General features: G+C 54.2%; 16 protein-coding genes. 8 read left to right on the top strand and 8 right to left on the bottom strand.

Going from position 1 to position 13,905, the window contains the following annotated elements:
• The first annotated feature begins 4 nt into the window (after positions 1-4).
• The 4 genes from accA (at position 5) to tilS (ending at position 4,998) form a co-directional block, all read left to right on the top strand.
• Positions 5-964: an acetyl-CoA carboxylase carboxyl transferase subunit alpha gene (gene accA / locus ACOTWU_RS11150; protein ID WP_003856154.1), complete on the top strand. Its 960-nt coding sequence runs from the start codon at positions 5-7 to the stop codon at positions 962-964.
• Between the two features lie 100 nt (positions 965-1,064).
• Positions 1,065-3,197, top strand: a complete 2,133-nt coding sequence (locus ACOTWU_RS11155; RefSeq protein ID WP_015572729.1) for a lysine decarboxylase LdcC — start codon at positions 1,065-1,067, stop codon at positions 3,195-3,197.
• A 66-nt stretch (positions 3,198-3,263) separates the two neighbouring features.
• Positions 3,264-3,653 (top strand): VOC family protein, encoded by a 390-nt coding sequence (locus tag ACOTWU_RS11160; protein WP_003856151.1) that lies wholly within the window; start codon positions 3,264-3,266, stop codon positions 3,651-3,653.
• 58 nt (positions 3,654-3,711) lie between these two features.
• Positions 3,712-4,998 (top strand): tRNA lysidine(34) synthetase TilS, encoded by a 1,287-nt coding sequence (tilS, locus tag ACOTWU_RS11165; RefSeq protein WP_045337988.1) that lies wholly within the window; start codon positions 3,712-3,714, stop codon positions 4,996-4,998.
• 26 nt (positions 4,999-5,024) lie between these two features.
• On the opposite strand, the gene rof is transcribed toward tilS, so the two are convergent.
• A complete protein-coding gene (rof, locus tag ACOTWU_RS11170; protein ID WP_003856148.1) occupies positions 5,025-5,285 on the bottom strand; it encodes a Rho-binding antiterminator in 261 nt (86 codons plus the stop codon).
• On the bottom strand, positions 5,272-5,472 hold the full coding sequence (locus ACOTWU_RS11175; RefSeq protein ID WP_003856146.1) for a YaeP family protein: 201 nt from the start codon (positions 5,470-5,472) through the stop codon (positions 5,272-5,274). The genes rof and ACOTWU_RS11175 overlap by 14 nt, the downstream gene beginning before the upstream one ends.
• Before the next feature lie 195 nt (positions 5,473-5,667).
• On the opposite strand from ACOTWU_RS11175, the gene ACOTWU_RS11180 reads away from it, so the two are divergent.
• The 3 genes from ACOTWU_RS11180 to nlpE are packed head-to-tail and all read left to right on the top strand — an operon-like array spanning position 5,668 to position 7,364.
• A complete protein-coding gene (locus ACOTWU_RS11180; RefSeq protein ID WP_003856144.1) occupies positions 5,668-6,213 on the top strand; it encodes a YaeQ family protein in 546 nt (181 codons plus the stop codon).
• Positions 6,210-6,626 (top strand): alternative ribosome rescue aminoacyl-tRNA hydrolase ArfB, encoded by a 417-nt coding sequence (gene arfB, locus ACOTWU_RS11185; RefSeq protein WP_006810027.1) that lies wholly within the window; start codon positions 6,210-6,212, stop codon positions 6,624-6,626. The genes ACOTWU_RS11180 and arfB overlap by 4 nt, the downstream gene beginning before the upstream one ends.
• A gap of 39 nt (positions 6,627-6,665) precedes the next feature.
• On the top strand, positions 6,666-7,364 hold the full coding sequence (gene nlpE / locus ACOTWU_RS11190) for an envelope stress response activation lipoprotein NlpE (RefSeq protein WP_017383734.1): 699 nt from the start codon (positions 6,666-6,668) through the stop codon (positions 7,362-7,364).
• Between the two features lie 45 nt (positions 7,365-7,409).
• On the opposite strand, the gene proS is transcribed toward nlpE, so the two are convergent.
• The 6 genes from proS to metN form a co-directional block, all read right to left on the bottom strand.
• Complete coding sequence (gene proS, locus ACOTWU_RS11195) at positions 7,410-9,128, bottom strand: proline--tRNA ligase (protein ID WP_003856138.1); 1,719 nt, start codon at positions 9,126-9,128, stop codon at positions 7,410-7,412.
• Between the two features lie 112 nt (positions 9,129-9,240).
• On the bottom strand, positions 9,241-9,948 hold the full coding sequence (tsaA, locus tag ACOTWU_RS11200) for a tRNA (N6-threonylcarbamoyladenosine(37)-N6)-methyltransferase TrmO (protein WP_252049379.1): 708 nt from the start codon (positions 9,946-9,948) through the stop codon (positions 9,241-9,243).
• Positions 9,945-10,349, bottom strand: coding sequence for an Rcs stress response system protein RcsF (gene rcsF / locus ACOTWU_RS11205; protein ID WP_015572735.1), 405 nt, complete (start codon positions 10,347-10,349; stop codon positions 9,945-9,947). The genes tsaA and rcsF overlap by 4 nt, the downstream gene beginning before the upstream one ends.
• A 106-nt stretch (positions 10,350-10,455) precedes the next feature.
• A complete protein-coding gene (gene metQ, locus ACOTWU_RS11210; RefSeq protein WP_003856132.1) occupies positions 10,456-11,271 on the bottom strand; it encodes a methionine ABC transporter substrate-binding lipoprotein MetQ in 816 nt (271 codons plus the stop codon).
• Between the two features lie 40 nt (positions 11,272-11,311).
• A complete protein-coding gene (locus ACOTWU_RS11215; protein WP_003856130.1) occupies positions 11,312-11,965 on the bottom strand; it encodes a methionine ABC transporter permease MetI in 654 nt (217 codons plus the stop codon).
• Positions 11,958-12,989, bottom strand: coding sequence for a methionine ABC transporter ATP-binding protein MetN (gene metN / locus ACOTWU_RS11220; protein ID WP_006810022.1), 1,032 nt, complete (start codon positions 12,987-12,989; stop codon positions 11,958-11,960). Before metN ends, ACOTWU_RS11215 begins: the two co-directional genes overlap by 8 nt.
• 188 nt (positions 12,990-13,177) lie before the next feature.
• Between metN and gmhB the strand changes: the two genes are divergently transcribed.
• Complete coding sequence (gene gmhB, locus ACOTWU_RS11225) at positions 13,178-13,744, top strand: D-glycero-beta-D-manno-heptose 1,7-bisphosphate 7-phosphatase (protein ID WP_017383733.1); 567 nt, start codon at positions 13,178-13,180, stop codon at positions 13,742-13,744.
• The last annotated feature ends 161 nt before the right edge of the window (positions 13,745-13,905 follow it).

The following is a 13,905-nucleotide window of genomic DNA, read 5'->3' on the forward strand; positions in this document are numbered from 1 at the left end:
TACTATGAGTCTGAATTTCCTTGATTTCGAACAGCCGATTGCAGAGCTGGAAGCGAAAATCGATTCTCTGACAGCCGTGAGCCGTCAGGATGAAAAACTGGATATTAACATCGACGAAGAAGTGCATCGTCTGCGCGAAAAAAGCGTAGAACTGACGCGCAAAATCTTTGCCGATCTCGGCGCATGGCAGATCGCCCAGCTGGCGCGTCATCCACAGCGTCCGTACACCCTGGATTATGTCCGCCTGGCGTTTGACGAATTTGACGAACTGGCAGGCGACCGCGCATACGCTGACGATAAAGCTATCGTCGGCGGTATCGCGCGTCTGGATGGACGTCCGGTGATGATTATTGGTCATCAGAAAGGCCGTGAAACCAAAGAGAAAATCCGTCGTAACTTCGGTATGCCAGCGCCAGAAGGCTACCGTAAGGCCCTGCGTCTGATGGAGATGGCTGAGCGTTTCAATATGCCTATCATCACCTTCATCGACACGCCGGGTGCTTACCCGGGTGTTGGCGCTGAAGAGCGCGGTCAGTCTGAAGCCATCGCACGCAACCTGCGTGAGATGTCTCGCCTGAAAGTGCCGGTCATCTGTACCGTTATCGGTGAAGGTGGGTCCGGCGGTGCGCTGGCAATTGGCGTGGGCGATAAAGTGAATATGCTACAGTACAGTACCTATTCCGTTATCTCTCCGGAAGGCTGTGCCTCCATTCTGTGGAAAAGTGCCGATAAAGCGCCGCTGGCTGCTGAAGCGATGGGCATCATTGCCCCACGTCTGAAAGAGCTGAAGCTGATCGACACCGTTATCCCTGAACCGCTGGGCGGCGCGCATCGTAAGCCGGAAGTGATGGCTGCTTCCCTTAAAGCGCAACTGCTGGCAGATCTGGCGGACCTGGACGTGCTGAGCACAGAAGATCTGCTCAACCGTCGTTATCAGCGTCTGATGACCTACGGTTACGCGTAAGCCTCACAATTATCCTAAAAGCCGCACATTGTTGCGGCTTTTTTTATACCTGCCGTTTACCTTAACTATGCTTATCTGATGTTTTTCAAGGAGGTAAACCATGAACATCATTGCCATCATGGGGCCACACGGCGTCTTTTATAAAGACGAACCCATCAAGGAGCTGGAGCAAGCCCTTAAAGCACGTGGATACCAGCTGATCTGGCCGCAAAACAGCGCCGACCTGCTGAAATTTATCGAACACAATCCGCGCATCTGTGGCGTGATATTCGACTGGGACGAATACGACATGGAGTTGTGCAGCGATATCAATAAGCTCAACGAATATCTTCCGCTGTACGCGTTTATCAACACTCACTCGACCATGGACGTGAGCGCGCATGATATGCGTATGGCGCTGTGGTTCTTCGAATACTCACTCGGCGTTGCCGAGGACATTGCGACCCGCATTCAGCAGTACACCGGTGAATACCTCGATAACATCACACCGCCGTTCACGCGCGCGCTGTTCACCTATGTGAATGAAGGGAAGTACACCTTCTGTACGCCAGGCCACATGGCGGGAACAGCCTATCAAAAAAGCCCGGTGGGATGTCTGTTCTACGATTTCTTTGGCGGTAACACGCTGAAGGCGGATGTGTCGATTTCGGTCACCGAGTTAGGCTCTCTGCTGGATCATACCGGCCCGCATCTGGAAGCCGAAGAGTACATCGCCCGGACCTTTGGCGCCGAGCAAAGCTACATGGTGACCAACGGTACCTCAACCTCGAACAAAATCGTCGGGATGTACGCCGCGCCTGCCGGCAGTACGCTGCTGATTGACCGCAACTGCCATAAATCACTGGCGCATTTGCTGATGATGAGCGACGTGGTGCCGCTCTGGCTGTCGCCTACGCGTAATGCGCTGGGTATTCTCGGCGGCATTCCTCGCCGTGAATTCGCGCATGAAGCCATTGAAAATAAGATCGCGGCGATCCCCGAGGCAAGCTGGCCTGTGCATGCGGTGATCACCAACTCCACCTATGACGGGCTGCTTTACAACACGAACTGGATCAAGCAGACGTTGGACGTGCCGTCGATCCACTTTGACTCCGCGTGGGTGCCTTACACCAATTTCCACCCGATTTACTCGGGTAAAAGTGGGATGAGCGGCGAGCGGGTGCCGGGCAAGGTGTTCTTCGAAACGCAGTCGACGCACAAAATGCTGGCCGCGTTTTCCCAGGCGTCTCTTATTCACATCAAGGGCGAGTACGACGAGGACACCTTCAACGAAGCCTTTATGATGCACACGACCACGTCGCCGAGCTACCCGCTGGTGGCGTCCATCGAAACGGCGGCGGCGATGCTGCGCGGTAATCCGGGTAAACGCCTGATCAATCGTTCGGTGGAACGGGCGCTGCATTTCCGAAAAGAGGTTCAGCGACTTAAAGATGAAGCGGACGGCTGGTTCTTTGATATCTGGCAGCCGGAAGAGATTGATGAGGCAGAATGCTGGCCCGTCGCGCCGGGGGAGAGCTGGCACGGTTTTCGGGATGCCGATGCGGACCACATGTTCCTCGATCCGGTTAAGGTGACGATCCTGACGCCGGGCATGGATGAGCAGGGCGTGATGGGTGAGGAAGGGATCCCGGCTGCACTGGTGGCGAAGTTCCTTGATGAGCGCGGCGTGGTGGTGGAGAAAACCGGCCCCTATAATTTGCTGTTCCTGTTCAGCATCGGGATAGATAAAACCCGCGCGATGGGGCTGTTGCGCGGACTGATGGAGTTTAAGCGTGCATATGATCTGAACCTGCGGGTAAAGAATATGCTGCCGGATCTCTACGCGGAAGATCCTGACTTCTATCGCAATATGCGTATTCAGGATCTGGCCCAGGGGATCCACAGGCTGATCCGCCAGCACGATCTGCCGCGCCTGATGTTGCAGGCATTTGATGTTCTGCCTGAAATGAAGCTGACGCCGCACAGGGCGTGGCAGCGCCAGGTGAAAGGGGAGGTTGAAACCGTTGAGCTGGAAAACCTGGTCGGGCGGGTATCGGCCAACATGATCCTGCCTTATCCGCCGGGCGTGCCGCTGCTGATGCCGGGTGAAATGATCACCGAGGAGAGCCGGGCGGTGCTCGATTTCCTGCTGATGCTCTGTTCGGTAGGGCGCCACTATCCGGGCTTTGAAACGGACATTCATGGCGCGAAACGCGATGATAACGGCGTGTACTGGGTGAGAGTCCTAAAATAAAAGGGTCTGCTTGCCAGGGGCGGGTTGTCGGTTGTAACGTTCAGGGCATCATAAAAAGGAGAAACTATGCTGGGTTTAAAAGCGGTTCATCATATTGCGATCATTGCCACCGATTACGCGAAAAGTAAGGCATTCTACTGCGACGTTCTCGGCTTTACGCTGTTGAGCGAGGCCTACCGTGAGGAGCGCGACTCCTGGAAAGGCGATCTGGCGTTAAACGGACAATATGTGATTGAACTGTTCTCTTTTCCTTTCCCTCCAGCGCGTCCTTCACGCCCGGAAGCCTGCGGCCTGCGCCACCTGGCCTTCAGCGTCGATGACCTGGACAGCGCGGTAAAACATCTGGAAGCCCACGGCGTGGCCTGTGAAGCGATTCGTGTCGATCCCTTTACCGATAAACGTTTCACTTTTTTCAACGATCCGGACGGCCTGCCGCTGGAGCTTTACCAGCAGTAATCGCCGTCATGTGTGATAATGCCCGTTCAGTTCGGGCATTTTTTATGTGTAATTTCCTATGACCTTACCCGCTATCGCGCACGCCGTTTCACCCTACCGCCAGCTGCTGGTGGGGTTCAGCGGTGGCCTGGATTCCACCGTTTTGCTGCACCGCCTTAAGCTCTGGCGCGACCGTGAGCCTGACGTCCAGCTGCGGGCGATGCATATCCATCACGGCTTAAGCCCCCATGCCGACGACTGGGTAGCGCACTGCGAAGCGGTGTGTTCAGGGTGGGCGATCCCGCTGATCGTTGAACGCGTCACGCTTGAGGATGAGGGGCTGGGTATTGAGGCGCAGGCGCGGAAAGCCCGCTACGCCGCGTTTTCCGGCGCATTACAGCAAGGGGAAGCGTTGGTCACCGCGCAGCATCTGGACGACCAGTGCGAGACGTTTTTACTGGCGCTCAAGAGGGGCAGCGGGCCTGCGGGGTTATCTGCCATGCCTGAGCGCGCAGATTTTGCTGAAACAGAGCTCATCCGCCCGCTGCTGGGTGAGACGCGCGCATCACTGGAAGCCTGGGCGCAGCAGCATCATCTGTGCTGGATTGAAGACGAGAGCAATCAGGACGACAGTTACGACCGTAACTTCCTGCGCCTGCGCGTCTTACCGCTGCTGAGTGAGCGCTGGGCGCATTTTTCCGAAGCGGCGGCCAGAAGCGCCATGCTGTGTGCTGAACAGGAAAGCTTGCTGGATGAGTTGCTGAGCGAGGAGCTGGATACGCTGACTACCGCTGACGGTGCCCTGAACATTGCGCCGTTGATGGTGATGAGCCCCGTGCGTCGGGCTGCTCTGATTCGCCGCTGGCTGGCTTACCACCGTGCGGTTATGCCCTCCCGGGCGATGCTCACCCGTATCTGGGAGGAAGTTGCACAGGCGAGGGAAGATGCCGCCCCGTGTATACACCTGAATGGTTATAACGTCAGGCGCTATAAAGGGCAACTCTGGTGGGTAAAATCTGTGCCGTCGCTGGCTGACGCTGTGCTCGACTGGCCGTCGCCGGAAAAAGCATTAACGCTACCGATGAATGCCGGTGTCGTTGCGTTAAGCCATTCGGGCAATGTGCGTCTACCTGAGCCGGACGAGAACGTCACTATACGCTTCAGGGCCAGCGGCATGCTGCATATCGTCGGGCGTAACGGCGGGCGTAAGCTGAAGAAAATCTGGCAGGAACAGAACGTTCCGCCCTGGCGACGTGATACCACGCCGCTTCTGTTTTACGGCGACACGCTCATCGCGGCGGCAGAGGTGTTCATCACTGAAGAGGGGTGGGCTGAAGCGGGTGTTAATTTTGAATGGAAAGCGTAACGGGCAGCATGGCTGCCCGTTGGTTATCAGGATTCGCTCACCACAACGGTGCCGATTTCCGGATGGCTGAAACTGGCAATTTTGTCGAGGCGTAGCTCACGCGTTGCACCTGCATCTTCCACAACCAGGTATTCCACATTTTTACGGGAAACCAGATCGCTGGCCTTTGCCTTTAGCACTTCGCCATCTTTTAGCTCCAGCGTCAGTATTAAATGATGCTGGCAGGCGAGTTCGAGGTTGTCATAGTCATCACAATTGATGGGTTGATAGGTATCATTCATCGACATAATCGCTCACCAGTAAATTCGCCGCAGCATACGCTGCTTTTTCCCTGACCGATTCAGAAAGGCTCTCATCAGAGGCCACTTCATTTAGCACGTTCAATACACAGCCCAACGCATCCGGAATGTACCCCAGATCTCCGCTGGCGATCTCCGCATACCGTCTGCGAATCAACTCACAATAATTATTCACATCACCTCCTGCCAGCGTACTGACTTACTGTGAGATATCATTAAGCCTACGAAGTTAAACTCGGTTTAGCAAGGTGACTATACCATACTCATTTAAGCAATATCAGCGCCTTGATAAGAGGGCGCCACCACCTCGTAACAGCCTTTTGCCGCGGTTTTCGCTACAATGTATGCCTGATTCGAAAGGAGTTCTCTCATGGCGCTGAAAGCGACAATTTATAAAGCTGTGGTCAATGTGGCGGATCTTGACCGTAACCAGTTTCTGGATGCGTCATTGACGCTGGCGCGTCACCCTTCTGAAACCCAGGAGCGCATGATGCTGCGCCTGCTGGCGTGGATTAAGTATGCCGACGAGCGTCTGCAATTTACCCGTGGTTTAAGCGCGGAAGATGAACCGGAAGCCTGGCTGCGCAACGATCATCTGGGTATCGATTTATGGATTGAGCTTGGCCTGCCGGATGAACGCCGGATCAAAAAGGCCTGCACCCAGTCTGCTGAAGTGGCGTTGTTTGCCTACAACCAGAGAGCGGCGGAGATCTGGTGGCAACAAAATAAAAATAAATGTGCGCAGTTCAAAAATCTTACCGTCTGGTATCTGGATGATGAACAGCTGGCGCAGCTGAGTGCGTTCGCCAGCCGGACGATGGCGCTACAGGCGACGATTCAGGACGGCGCCATCTGGCTTTCCGATTCTCAGAATAATCTGGAAATTCATCTCACGGCCTGGCAGCCCGCATCATGATTGTATTGTCCCGAAACGTCAGCATCCCTGATAACGAGCTGGAGATCACCGCCATCCGGGCCCAGGGAGCAGGGGGACAGCACGTTAACAAGGCCTCAACGGCTATCCATTTGCGCTTTGACATTCGGGCCTCCAGCCTGCCAGAGTATTATAAAGAAAGCCTGCTTGCCGCCAGCCATCACCTGATCACCAGCGAGGGTGTGATGGTGATTAAAGCGCAGGAGTATCGCAGCCAGGAGCTAAACCGGGAAGCGGCAATAGCCCGGCTGGTCGCGGTCATTAAAGAGCTGACGGCTGTACAAAAAAGTCGCCGGGCAACACGTCCAACGCGGGCATCGAAAGAACGTCGGTTGTCATCGAAGGCGCAGAAATCCACCGTAAAATCACTGCGTGGCAAAGTCCGTCACCCATAATGTGACGAAAGGGATACCCTTTTTCATAAGGAAAGTATTGTGAAAAAAGCATTATTATCAGCGCTGGCCGTGACAAGCCTGTTCGCGCTTTTTGGCTGTAATAACCGTTCAGAAACGCAGGTACTACAGCCAACGCAAAATGAAGAATTAAAGCCGATGCAGCAAAGCTGGCGCGGCGTATTACCGTGTGCAGATTGCGAGGGCATCGAAACCTCTCTGTTCCTGCAAAAAGATGGCACCTGGGTCATGAACCAGCGTTACCAGGGGGCGAAAGAACCGTCTTCTTTTGCATCTTACGGAACATGGGCGCGTACGGCTGAGAAGCTGGTATTGACGGATACCACGGGCGATAAAACCTTCTTCCGCGCCAAAGGCGAGGGGATGGAGATGCTCGATCGCGAAGGCAATCCGATTGAATCCCAGTTCAACTACACGTTGGCCCCGGTGAAAGCGACCCTGCCAGCCACCCCAATGGCGATGCGAGGGATGTATTTCTACATGGCGGATGCGGCGATCTTCACTGACTGTGCAACCGGGAAGAAAGTCAGCGTGGCGAACAATGCCCAGCTGGAGCGAGACTATGCCGTCGCGCGCGGCAACGACAGTAAGCCAGTGTTGCTGACGGTTGAAGGGCATTTTACGCTGGAGCCAAACCCGGATAGCGGCGAGCTGGTGAAAACGCTGGTGGCAGATAAAGACGCGAAGTTTGCTGCGGGGAAAGACTGCGAAAGCAAATAAGATATAGCCATTAAAAAACCCCGCACTGGCGGGGTTTTTTGTTTCTTAACCTTTGATGGCTTTCACCAGGTAATCAAGAATATCTCCCGTCTTGATCATCTGTTTTTCGCCGTTGCGACGGTATTTGTATTCAATCTCGTCGCTGTCGAGGTTACGGTCGCCAATGACGATGGTGTGTGGAATACCGATCAGTTCCATGTCAGCAAACATCACGCCAGGACGCTCTTTACGGTCATCCATCAGCACGTCGATACCTTTCGCGCTCAGCTCAGCGTAGAGTTTCTCAGCCAGCTCCTGCACGCGGTAAGACTTGTGCATGTTCATTGGCAGGATCGCCACCTGGAACGGCGCGATGTTATCCGGCCAGACGATTCCGCGTTCGTCATAGTTCTGCTCGATAGCGGCAGCAACAACGCGCGTTACGCCAATGCCGTAGCAGCCCATGGTCAGAACCTGGTTACGGCCATCTTCGCCCTGAACGGCAGCGTTCATTGCGCGCGAGTACTTATCGCCCAGCTGGAAGATGTGGCCTACTTCGATACCGCGTTTGATCATCAGGGTACCCTTGCCGTCCGGGCTTGGATCGCCTGCGACCACGTTACGGATGTCAGCCACTTCCGGCGTCGCCACGTCACGATCCCAGTTGATGCCGAAGTAGTGTTTACCGTCGATGTTTGCGCCCGCAGCGAAGTCGCTCATCGCCGCAACGGTGCGGTCAATGACCACCGGAACAGGCATGTTCACCGGACCCAGAGAACCAGGACCTGCATTCACCACGGCGCGGATCTCCGCTTCCGTTGCGAAGGTCAGCGGGCTGGCAACCTGCGGCAGCTTCTCGGCTTTCACTTCGTTCAGCTCGTGATCGCCTCGTACCAGCAGGGCAACCAGTGGATAAGCGCTACCTTCAGCCGATTTCACCAGCAGGGTTTTCACGGTTTTTTCGATCGGCAGAGTAAACTGCTCAACCAGCTCGGCGATAGTTTTCGCGTTTGGCGTATCAACCAGCGTCATCTCTTGCGTTGCCGCGCCGCGTGGTTCTTTTGGTGCCAGCGCTTCTGCAAATTCGATGTTCGCGGCGTAATCAGAGGAGTCAGAGAAGATCACATCGTCTTCGCCGCTCTGCGCCAGAACCTGGAATTCATGGGAGGCGCTACCGCCGATTGAACCGGTATCAGCCTGTACAGCACGGAAATCCAGCCCCATGCGGGAGAAGATTTTGCTGTAGGCCGCGTACATTTTGTCGTAGGTCTCTTGCAGCGATTCCTGAGAAGTATGGAAAGAGTAAGCATCTTTCATCAGGAACTCGCGAGAACGCATGACGCCAAAGCGTGGACGCACTTCGTCACGGAACTTAGTCTGGATCTGGAAGAAGTTCAGCGGCAGCTGTTTGTAAGAGCTCAGCTCGTTACGGATCAGGTCGGTGATCACTTCTTCATGCGTTGGGCCGAGAACGAATGGACGATCGCCACGATCGGCAATACGCAGCAGTTCAGGACCGTACTGCTCCCAGCGACCGCTCTCCTGCCACAGTTCAGAGGGCTGAACGACCGGCATTAACACCTCGATAGCACCGGCGTTGTTCATCTCTTCACGCACGATGTTTTCGACTTTTTTCAGGACGCGCACGCCGGTCGGCAGCCAGGTGTATAACCCGGAGGCCAGCTTGCGGATCATCCCGGCGCGCAGCATCAGCTGGTGGCTGATCACCTCGGCGTCGGCAGGTGTCTCCTTCAGAGTGGAGAGCAGATATTGGCTAGTACGCATGTTGTTACGGTTCCATTTCGACGATTGGAACAGGCTGAAACACCAGCCTGACACAAAAAAAGTGGTTTAGTTTACCAGTGTGGCAAAGATGCCAAAAGAGAGGAGAACAAAATTACCTGGGTTCCAGGGCAAACACTTCAAAACCCGCCGCAGTCACGCGCCAGCGCACGTTAAAGTCCAGCAGCCAGACGGCGTACGTATTCCCGGCTTCCTCTTCTTTGCGGTAGGCGGGACGGGGGTCCTGGGCCAGCACTTCAACGATAAAGTCACGCAGGCGAGGATAACGGTTTTCCAGCTCGCTGATTTGCGTTGTAATTTCAGACGTGAAGTGAACCGCCATATCTGCCTGCGGTGCGTCCTGAGCATAGCTTGCCCGGGCATCCGGCAGCGCTTCGGCGAAGGGCAGGTAAGGCTTAATATCTATGACCGGCGTGCCATCAACCAGGTCAAGGCTACCTAACTCCAGGATCACCTGATCTTTCTGACAACGTATGCCTTTCAGCTCGACCAGCGACATCCCGATGGGGTTGGGACGAAAGGTTGAGCGGGTGGCAAAGACACCCATTCTGGCATTTCCGCCCAGACGAGGCGGACGCACGGTAGGACGCCAGCCGCCTTCCATGGTCTGGTGAAATACAAAGACCACCCATAAATGGCTGAACGCCTCAAGCCCGCGCACTGCATCGGCCTGATTATACGGCGCGACAAGATGAAGCTCGCCGCCGCCGTTAATGACCAGACCCGGCTGACGTGGAACGGCGAACTTTTCTTTATAAGGGGAGCGGATAACGCCTATCTGCTCGAACTGAAATGAACTCATTTCGCCGTAATGTTAAGCGCAGAACCGATACATACCGCCTGGCGATAGCAACCAGGTGTGCCGCTGGTGACTTCGCAGCTGTGCAGCAGCACCGCGTTGGCTTTCATTTTCGACGCGTTGATTTGCATACGCTTGCGGGCTGTCGGAATATTGGGTGGGGAGTCCTGATTCGTTGCCTGGCAGGATTCGCCGCTCACTTCGCCCAGTTCACGGAATGGCTTACCGACCAGCTCGTCGGCTTTGGTAATAATACGTACCGGCGCAGCGCGAGGCGCTTTCGGTTTTGCTGGCTCCGCTTTTGGCGGGGTTGCAGTGCTTTGAACAGGTTCAACAGGAGATCTGCTTAGCATAGAACAGCCGCTCAGCATCAGTGCTAAAAAACAGATCGGTAAAGCACGCATAATAATTCCTCAGTGGATAATCAAAACGTCAGATATTGAAGCAGTTGACCGCACAAATGACAAGACGGGCAAATGCCCGTCTTGATGATATTACACTGCCGGGAGATTACCAGCCTTTAACCGCGCCGCCGTTAAACACCTTATTGGCTTCCTGGTACACTTCTTCAGACTGATATGCCTGTATGAATTTCTTCACATTCTCCGCGTCTTTGTTGTCTTCGCGAGTCACGATCAGGTTGACGTACGGGGAATCTTTATCTTCAACGAAGATGCCATCTTTCGCTGGGGTCAGGCCGATCTGGCTGGCGTAAGTGGTGTTGATCACGGCCAGGGCGATCTGCGCATCGTCCAGAGAACGTGGCAGCTGTGGTGCTTCCAGCTCAACAATTTTCAGATTTTTCGGGTTTTCGGTTACGTCCAGAACGGTCGGTAACAGGCCAACGCCTTCTTTCAGTTTAATCAGGCCCACTTTCTGTAGCAGAAGCAGGGAACGGCCAAGGTTGGTTGGGTCGTTAGGGACGGCAACCTGTGAACCCGGCTGGAGTTCATCCAGAGATTTAATTTTCTTGGAGTAACCGGCAATCGGGTAAACGAAGGTGTTACCGACAGCAACCAGTTTGTAGCCGCGATCTTTGATCTGCTGATCCAGGTACGGTTTATGCTGGAAGGCGTTAGCGTCAATGTCGCCTTTGCTCAGCGCTTCGTTCGGCAGAACGTAATCGTTGAAGGTCACCAGTTCAACGTCCAGGCCATATTTCTCTTTAGCGATTTTCTGCGCGGCCTCAGCAACCTGCTGTTCTGCACCGACGATAACGCCTACTTTGATGTGGTTTGGATCTTTTTCGTCCTGACCGCAACCCACCAGTGCCAGCGAGCCAATCAGTGCGCCTACTGCTGCGAAGGTCTTAAATTTAAACGCCATGTTATATCCTTAACTCGTCGAGTTTGTGTTGTTTGTAACGTTATTTATGCGTAACAGCCCGGACGATACGATCGCCAGAGAATTGAATTAAGTAAACCAGCACAACCAGCAATACCAGAACGGTATTCATTACGGTAGCGTTATAGCCAATATAGCCGTACTGATATCCAATCTGGCCTAAACCGCCAGCACCTACGGCACCTCCCATTGCGGAATAACCGACCAGGGTGATAAGCGTGATGGTTGCTGCGTTCACCAGCCCAGGCAGCGCCTCTGGCAGCAGAACTTTGCGAACGATCTGCATTGGCGTCGCACCCATAGCGCGGGAAGCTTCGATCAGGCCGGTTGGGATTTCCAGCAGGGCGTTTTCCACCATACGGGCGATAAACGGTGCCGCGCCTACGGTCAGCGGGACAATAGCTGCCTGCAAACCAATCGACGTCCCGACGATCACGCGCGTAAACGGAATCATCCACACCAGCAGAATAATGAACGGAATAGACCGGAAAATGTTCACCAGCGCAGAGAGCGTGCGATACAGCTTCGCGTTTTCAATAATTTGACCCGGTCGCGTAACGTACAGCAGCACGCCGACCGGCAGCCCAATCACAAAACCAAAGAAGCCCGATACGAAGGTCATTGCCAGCGTTTCCCAAACGCCGCGAACCAGTAGCCACATCATCGGCTCAGACATAACCCAGTACCTCTACTTTTACGTGATGTTCTTGCAGCCAGGCAATTGCCGCCTGGGTTTCTTCCTGTGTGCCGTGCATTTCCGTCAGCATAATGCCGAACTTCACGCCACCGGCGTAGTCCATCTGCGCGCTAATAATGTTGTTATTCACGTTAAAGCGACGCGCGGTTTCGGACAGCAGCGGTGCGTCAACGGACTGGCCCGTGAACTCCATGCGCAGCATCGGGACGCTGTCAGGCGTTGCGTCTGTTTTTAAACGTTCCAGATAATCTTCCGGAATATCCAGATGCAGTGTGGACTGAATGAACTGCTGAGCCAGCGGCGTTTTCGGGTGCGAGAAGACTTCACTCACCGTGTCCTGCTCAATCAGCTCACCGTTGCTGATGACCGCCACGCAGTCGCAGATGCGTTTCACTACATCCATTTCATGCGTAATAAGGAGAATCGTCAGGCCCAGGCGACGGTTAATGTCTTTTAACAGTTCCAGAATAGAGCGCGTAGTGGCCGGGTCTAACGCGCTGGTGGCTTCATCGCACAGCAGCACCTTAGGATTGCTTGCCAGCGCGCGGGCAATGGCCACACGCTGTTTTTGCCCACCGGACAGATTTGCCGGGTAGCTATCATGCTTGTCGCCCAGACCAACAAGGTCGAGCAGTTCGGTGACGCGACGCGTAACTTCTTCTTTCGGCGTGTTATCCAGTTCAAGCGGCAGGGCAACATTGCCGAACACGGTGCGGGATGCCAGCAGGTTAAAGTGCTGGAAAATCATGCCAATCTGGCGACGCGCTTTGGTGAGTTCTTTTTCTGAGAGAGCGGTAAGCTCCTGGCCGCCAACTTCTACGCTGCCCTGGGTTGGGCGCTCAAGCAGGTTAACACAACGGATCAGCGTACTTTTACCCGCACCCGATGCGCCAATGACGCCATAAATCTGACCAGCAGGCACATGCAGGCTGACGTTGTTCAGCGCCTGAATGGTTCGGTTCCCCTGCTGGAACACTTTGGTGATATTGGAAAGTTTAATCATTAGATTATTTTTATCGTAAGTAAGTTAGCCGTGGCATTTTCTTCTGCCAGATACGGGGAATGACCGTAAACAAAATGGATGTTAAGGCATCCAGACGTCTAAATCAATCCACCTCTGTGCGATGAGCACTTTATTGCGCTGCGATTCATGAGATACTAGCTGAACAAGACTTTTTCAGGAGCAAACCGGTGGCAAAATCTGTACCCGCAATTTTTCTCGATCGTGACGGCACTATTAATGTGGATCACGGTTACGTCCATGAGATTGATGAGTTCGAGTTTATCGAGGGCGTAATAGATGCCATGCGCCAGTTGAAAGAGATGGGCTATGCGCTGGTGGTGGTGACTAACCAGTCCGGTATCGCCCGGGGTAAATTCACCGAAGCGCAATTCGAGACGCTGACGGAATGGATGGACTGGTCTCTGGCCGATCGTGGCGTCGATCTTGATGGCATCTATTATTGTCCGCATCACCCGCAGGGAAGTGTAGAGGCGTATCGTCAGACCTGTGATTGCCGTAAGCCACACCCGGGCATGTTTATCTCTGCACAGGAATTCCTGCACATTGATATGGCCGCATCTTATATGGTGGGCGATAAACTGGAAGATATGCAGGCAGCAGCGGCGGCAGGTGTAGGTACCAAAGTATTAGTGCGTACCGGTAAACCGGTCACCCCAGAAGCAGAAAATGCAGCCGACTGGGTGATAACGAGTCTGGCAGAACTGCCAAAAGAGATTAAAAAGCACCAAAAATAGGCGTTTTGGCGAAAAGGTGAGCGGTTGAAATAAAAATGCATTTTTCCGCTTGTCATTCCTCGGCAGCTCCCTATAATGCGCCTCCATCGACACGGCGGATGTGAATCACTTCACAGATAACCCGGTCGGTTGAAGAGAAAAAATCCTGAAATAACGGGTTG

This window comes from Enterobacter cloacae complex sp. GYL001 (assembly GCF_049237125.1).
Lineage (GTDB): Bacteria > Pseudomonadota > Gammaproteobacteria > Enterobacterales > Enterobacteriaceae > Enterobacter > Enterobacter hormaechei_C.

Bases quoted from the DNA above. Each gene is read 5' to 3' on its own strand.
- rof (WP_003856148.1), bottom strand. From the start codon at position 5,285: ATGTCGATGAATGATACCTATCAACCCATCAATTGTGATGACTATGAC.
- proS (WP_003856138.1), bottom strand. From the start codon at position 9,128: ATGCGTACTAGCCAATATCTGCTCTCCACTCTGAAGGAGACACCTGCC.
- tsaA (WP_252049379.1), bottom strand. From the start codon at position 9,948: ATGAGTTCATTTCAGTTCGAGCAGATAGGCGTTATCCGCTCCCCTTAT.
- rcsF (WP_015572735.1), bottom strand. From the start codon at position 10,349: ATGCGTGCTTTACCGATCTGTTTTTTAGCACTGATGCTGAGCGGCTGT.
- metN (WP_006810022.1), bottom strand. From the start codon at position 12,989: ATGATTAAACTTTCCAATATCACCAAAGTGTTCCAGCAGGGGAACCGA.
- ACOTWU_RS11215 (WP_003856130.1), bottom strand. From the start codon at position 11,965: ATGTCTGAGCCGATGATGTGGCTACTGGTTCGCGGCGTTTGGGAAACG.
- arfB (WP_006810027.1), top strand. From the start codon at position 6,210: ATGATTGTATTGTCCCGAAACGTCAGCATCCCTGATAACGAGCTGGAG.
- accA (WP_003856154.1), top strand. From the start codon at position 5: ATGAGTCTGAATTTCCTTGATTTCGAACAGCCGATTGCAGAGCTGGAA.
- ACOTWU_RS11155 (WP_015572729.1), top strand. From the start codon at position 1,065: ATGAACATCATTGCCATCATGGGGCCACACGGCGTCTTTTATAAAGAC.
- ACOTWU_RS11180 (WP_003856144.1), top strand. From the start codon at position 5,668: ATGGCGCTGAAAGCGACAATTTATAAAGCTGTGGTCAATGTGGCGGAT.
- ACOTWU_RS11160 (WP_003856151.1), top strand. From the start codon at position 3,264: ATGCTGGGTTTAAAAGCGGTTCATCATATTGCGATCATTGCCACCGAT.
- tilS (WP_045337988.1), top strand. From the start codon at position 3,712: ATGACCTTACCCGCTATCGCGCACGCCGTTTCACCCTACCGCCAGCTG.
- metQ (WP_003856132.1), bottom strand. From the start codon at position 11,271: ATGGCGTTTAAATTTAAGACCTTCGCAGCAGTAGGCGCACTGATTGGC.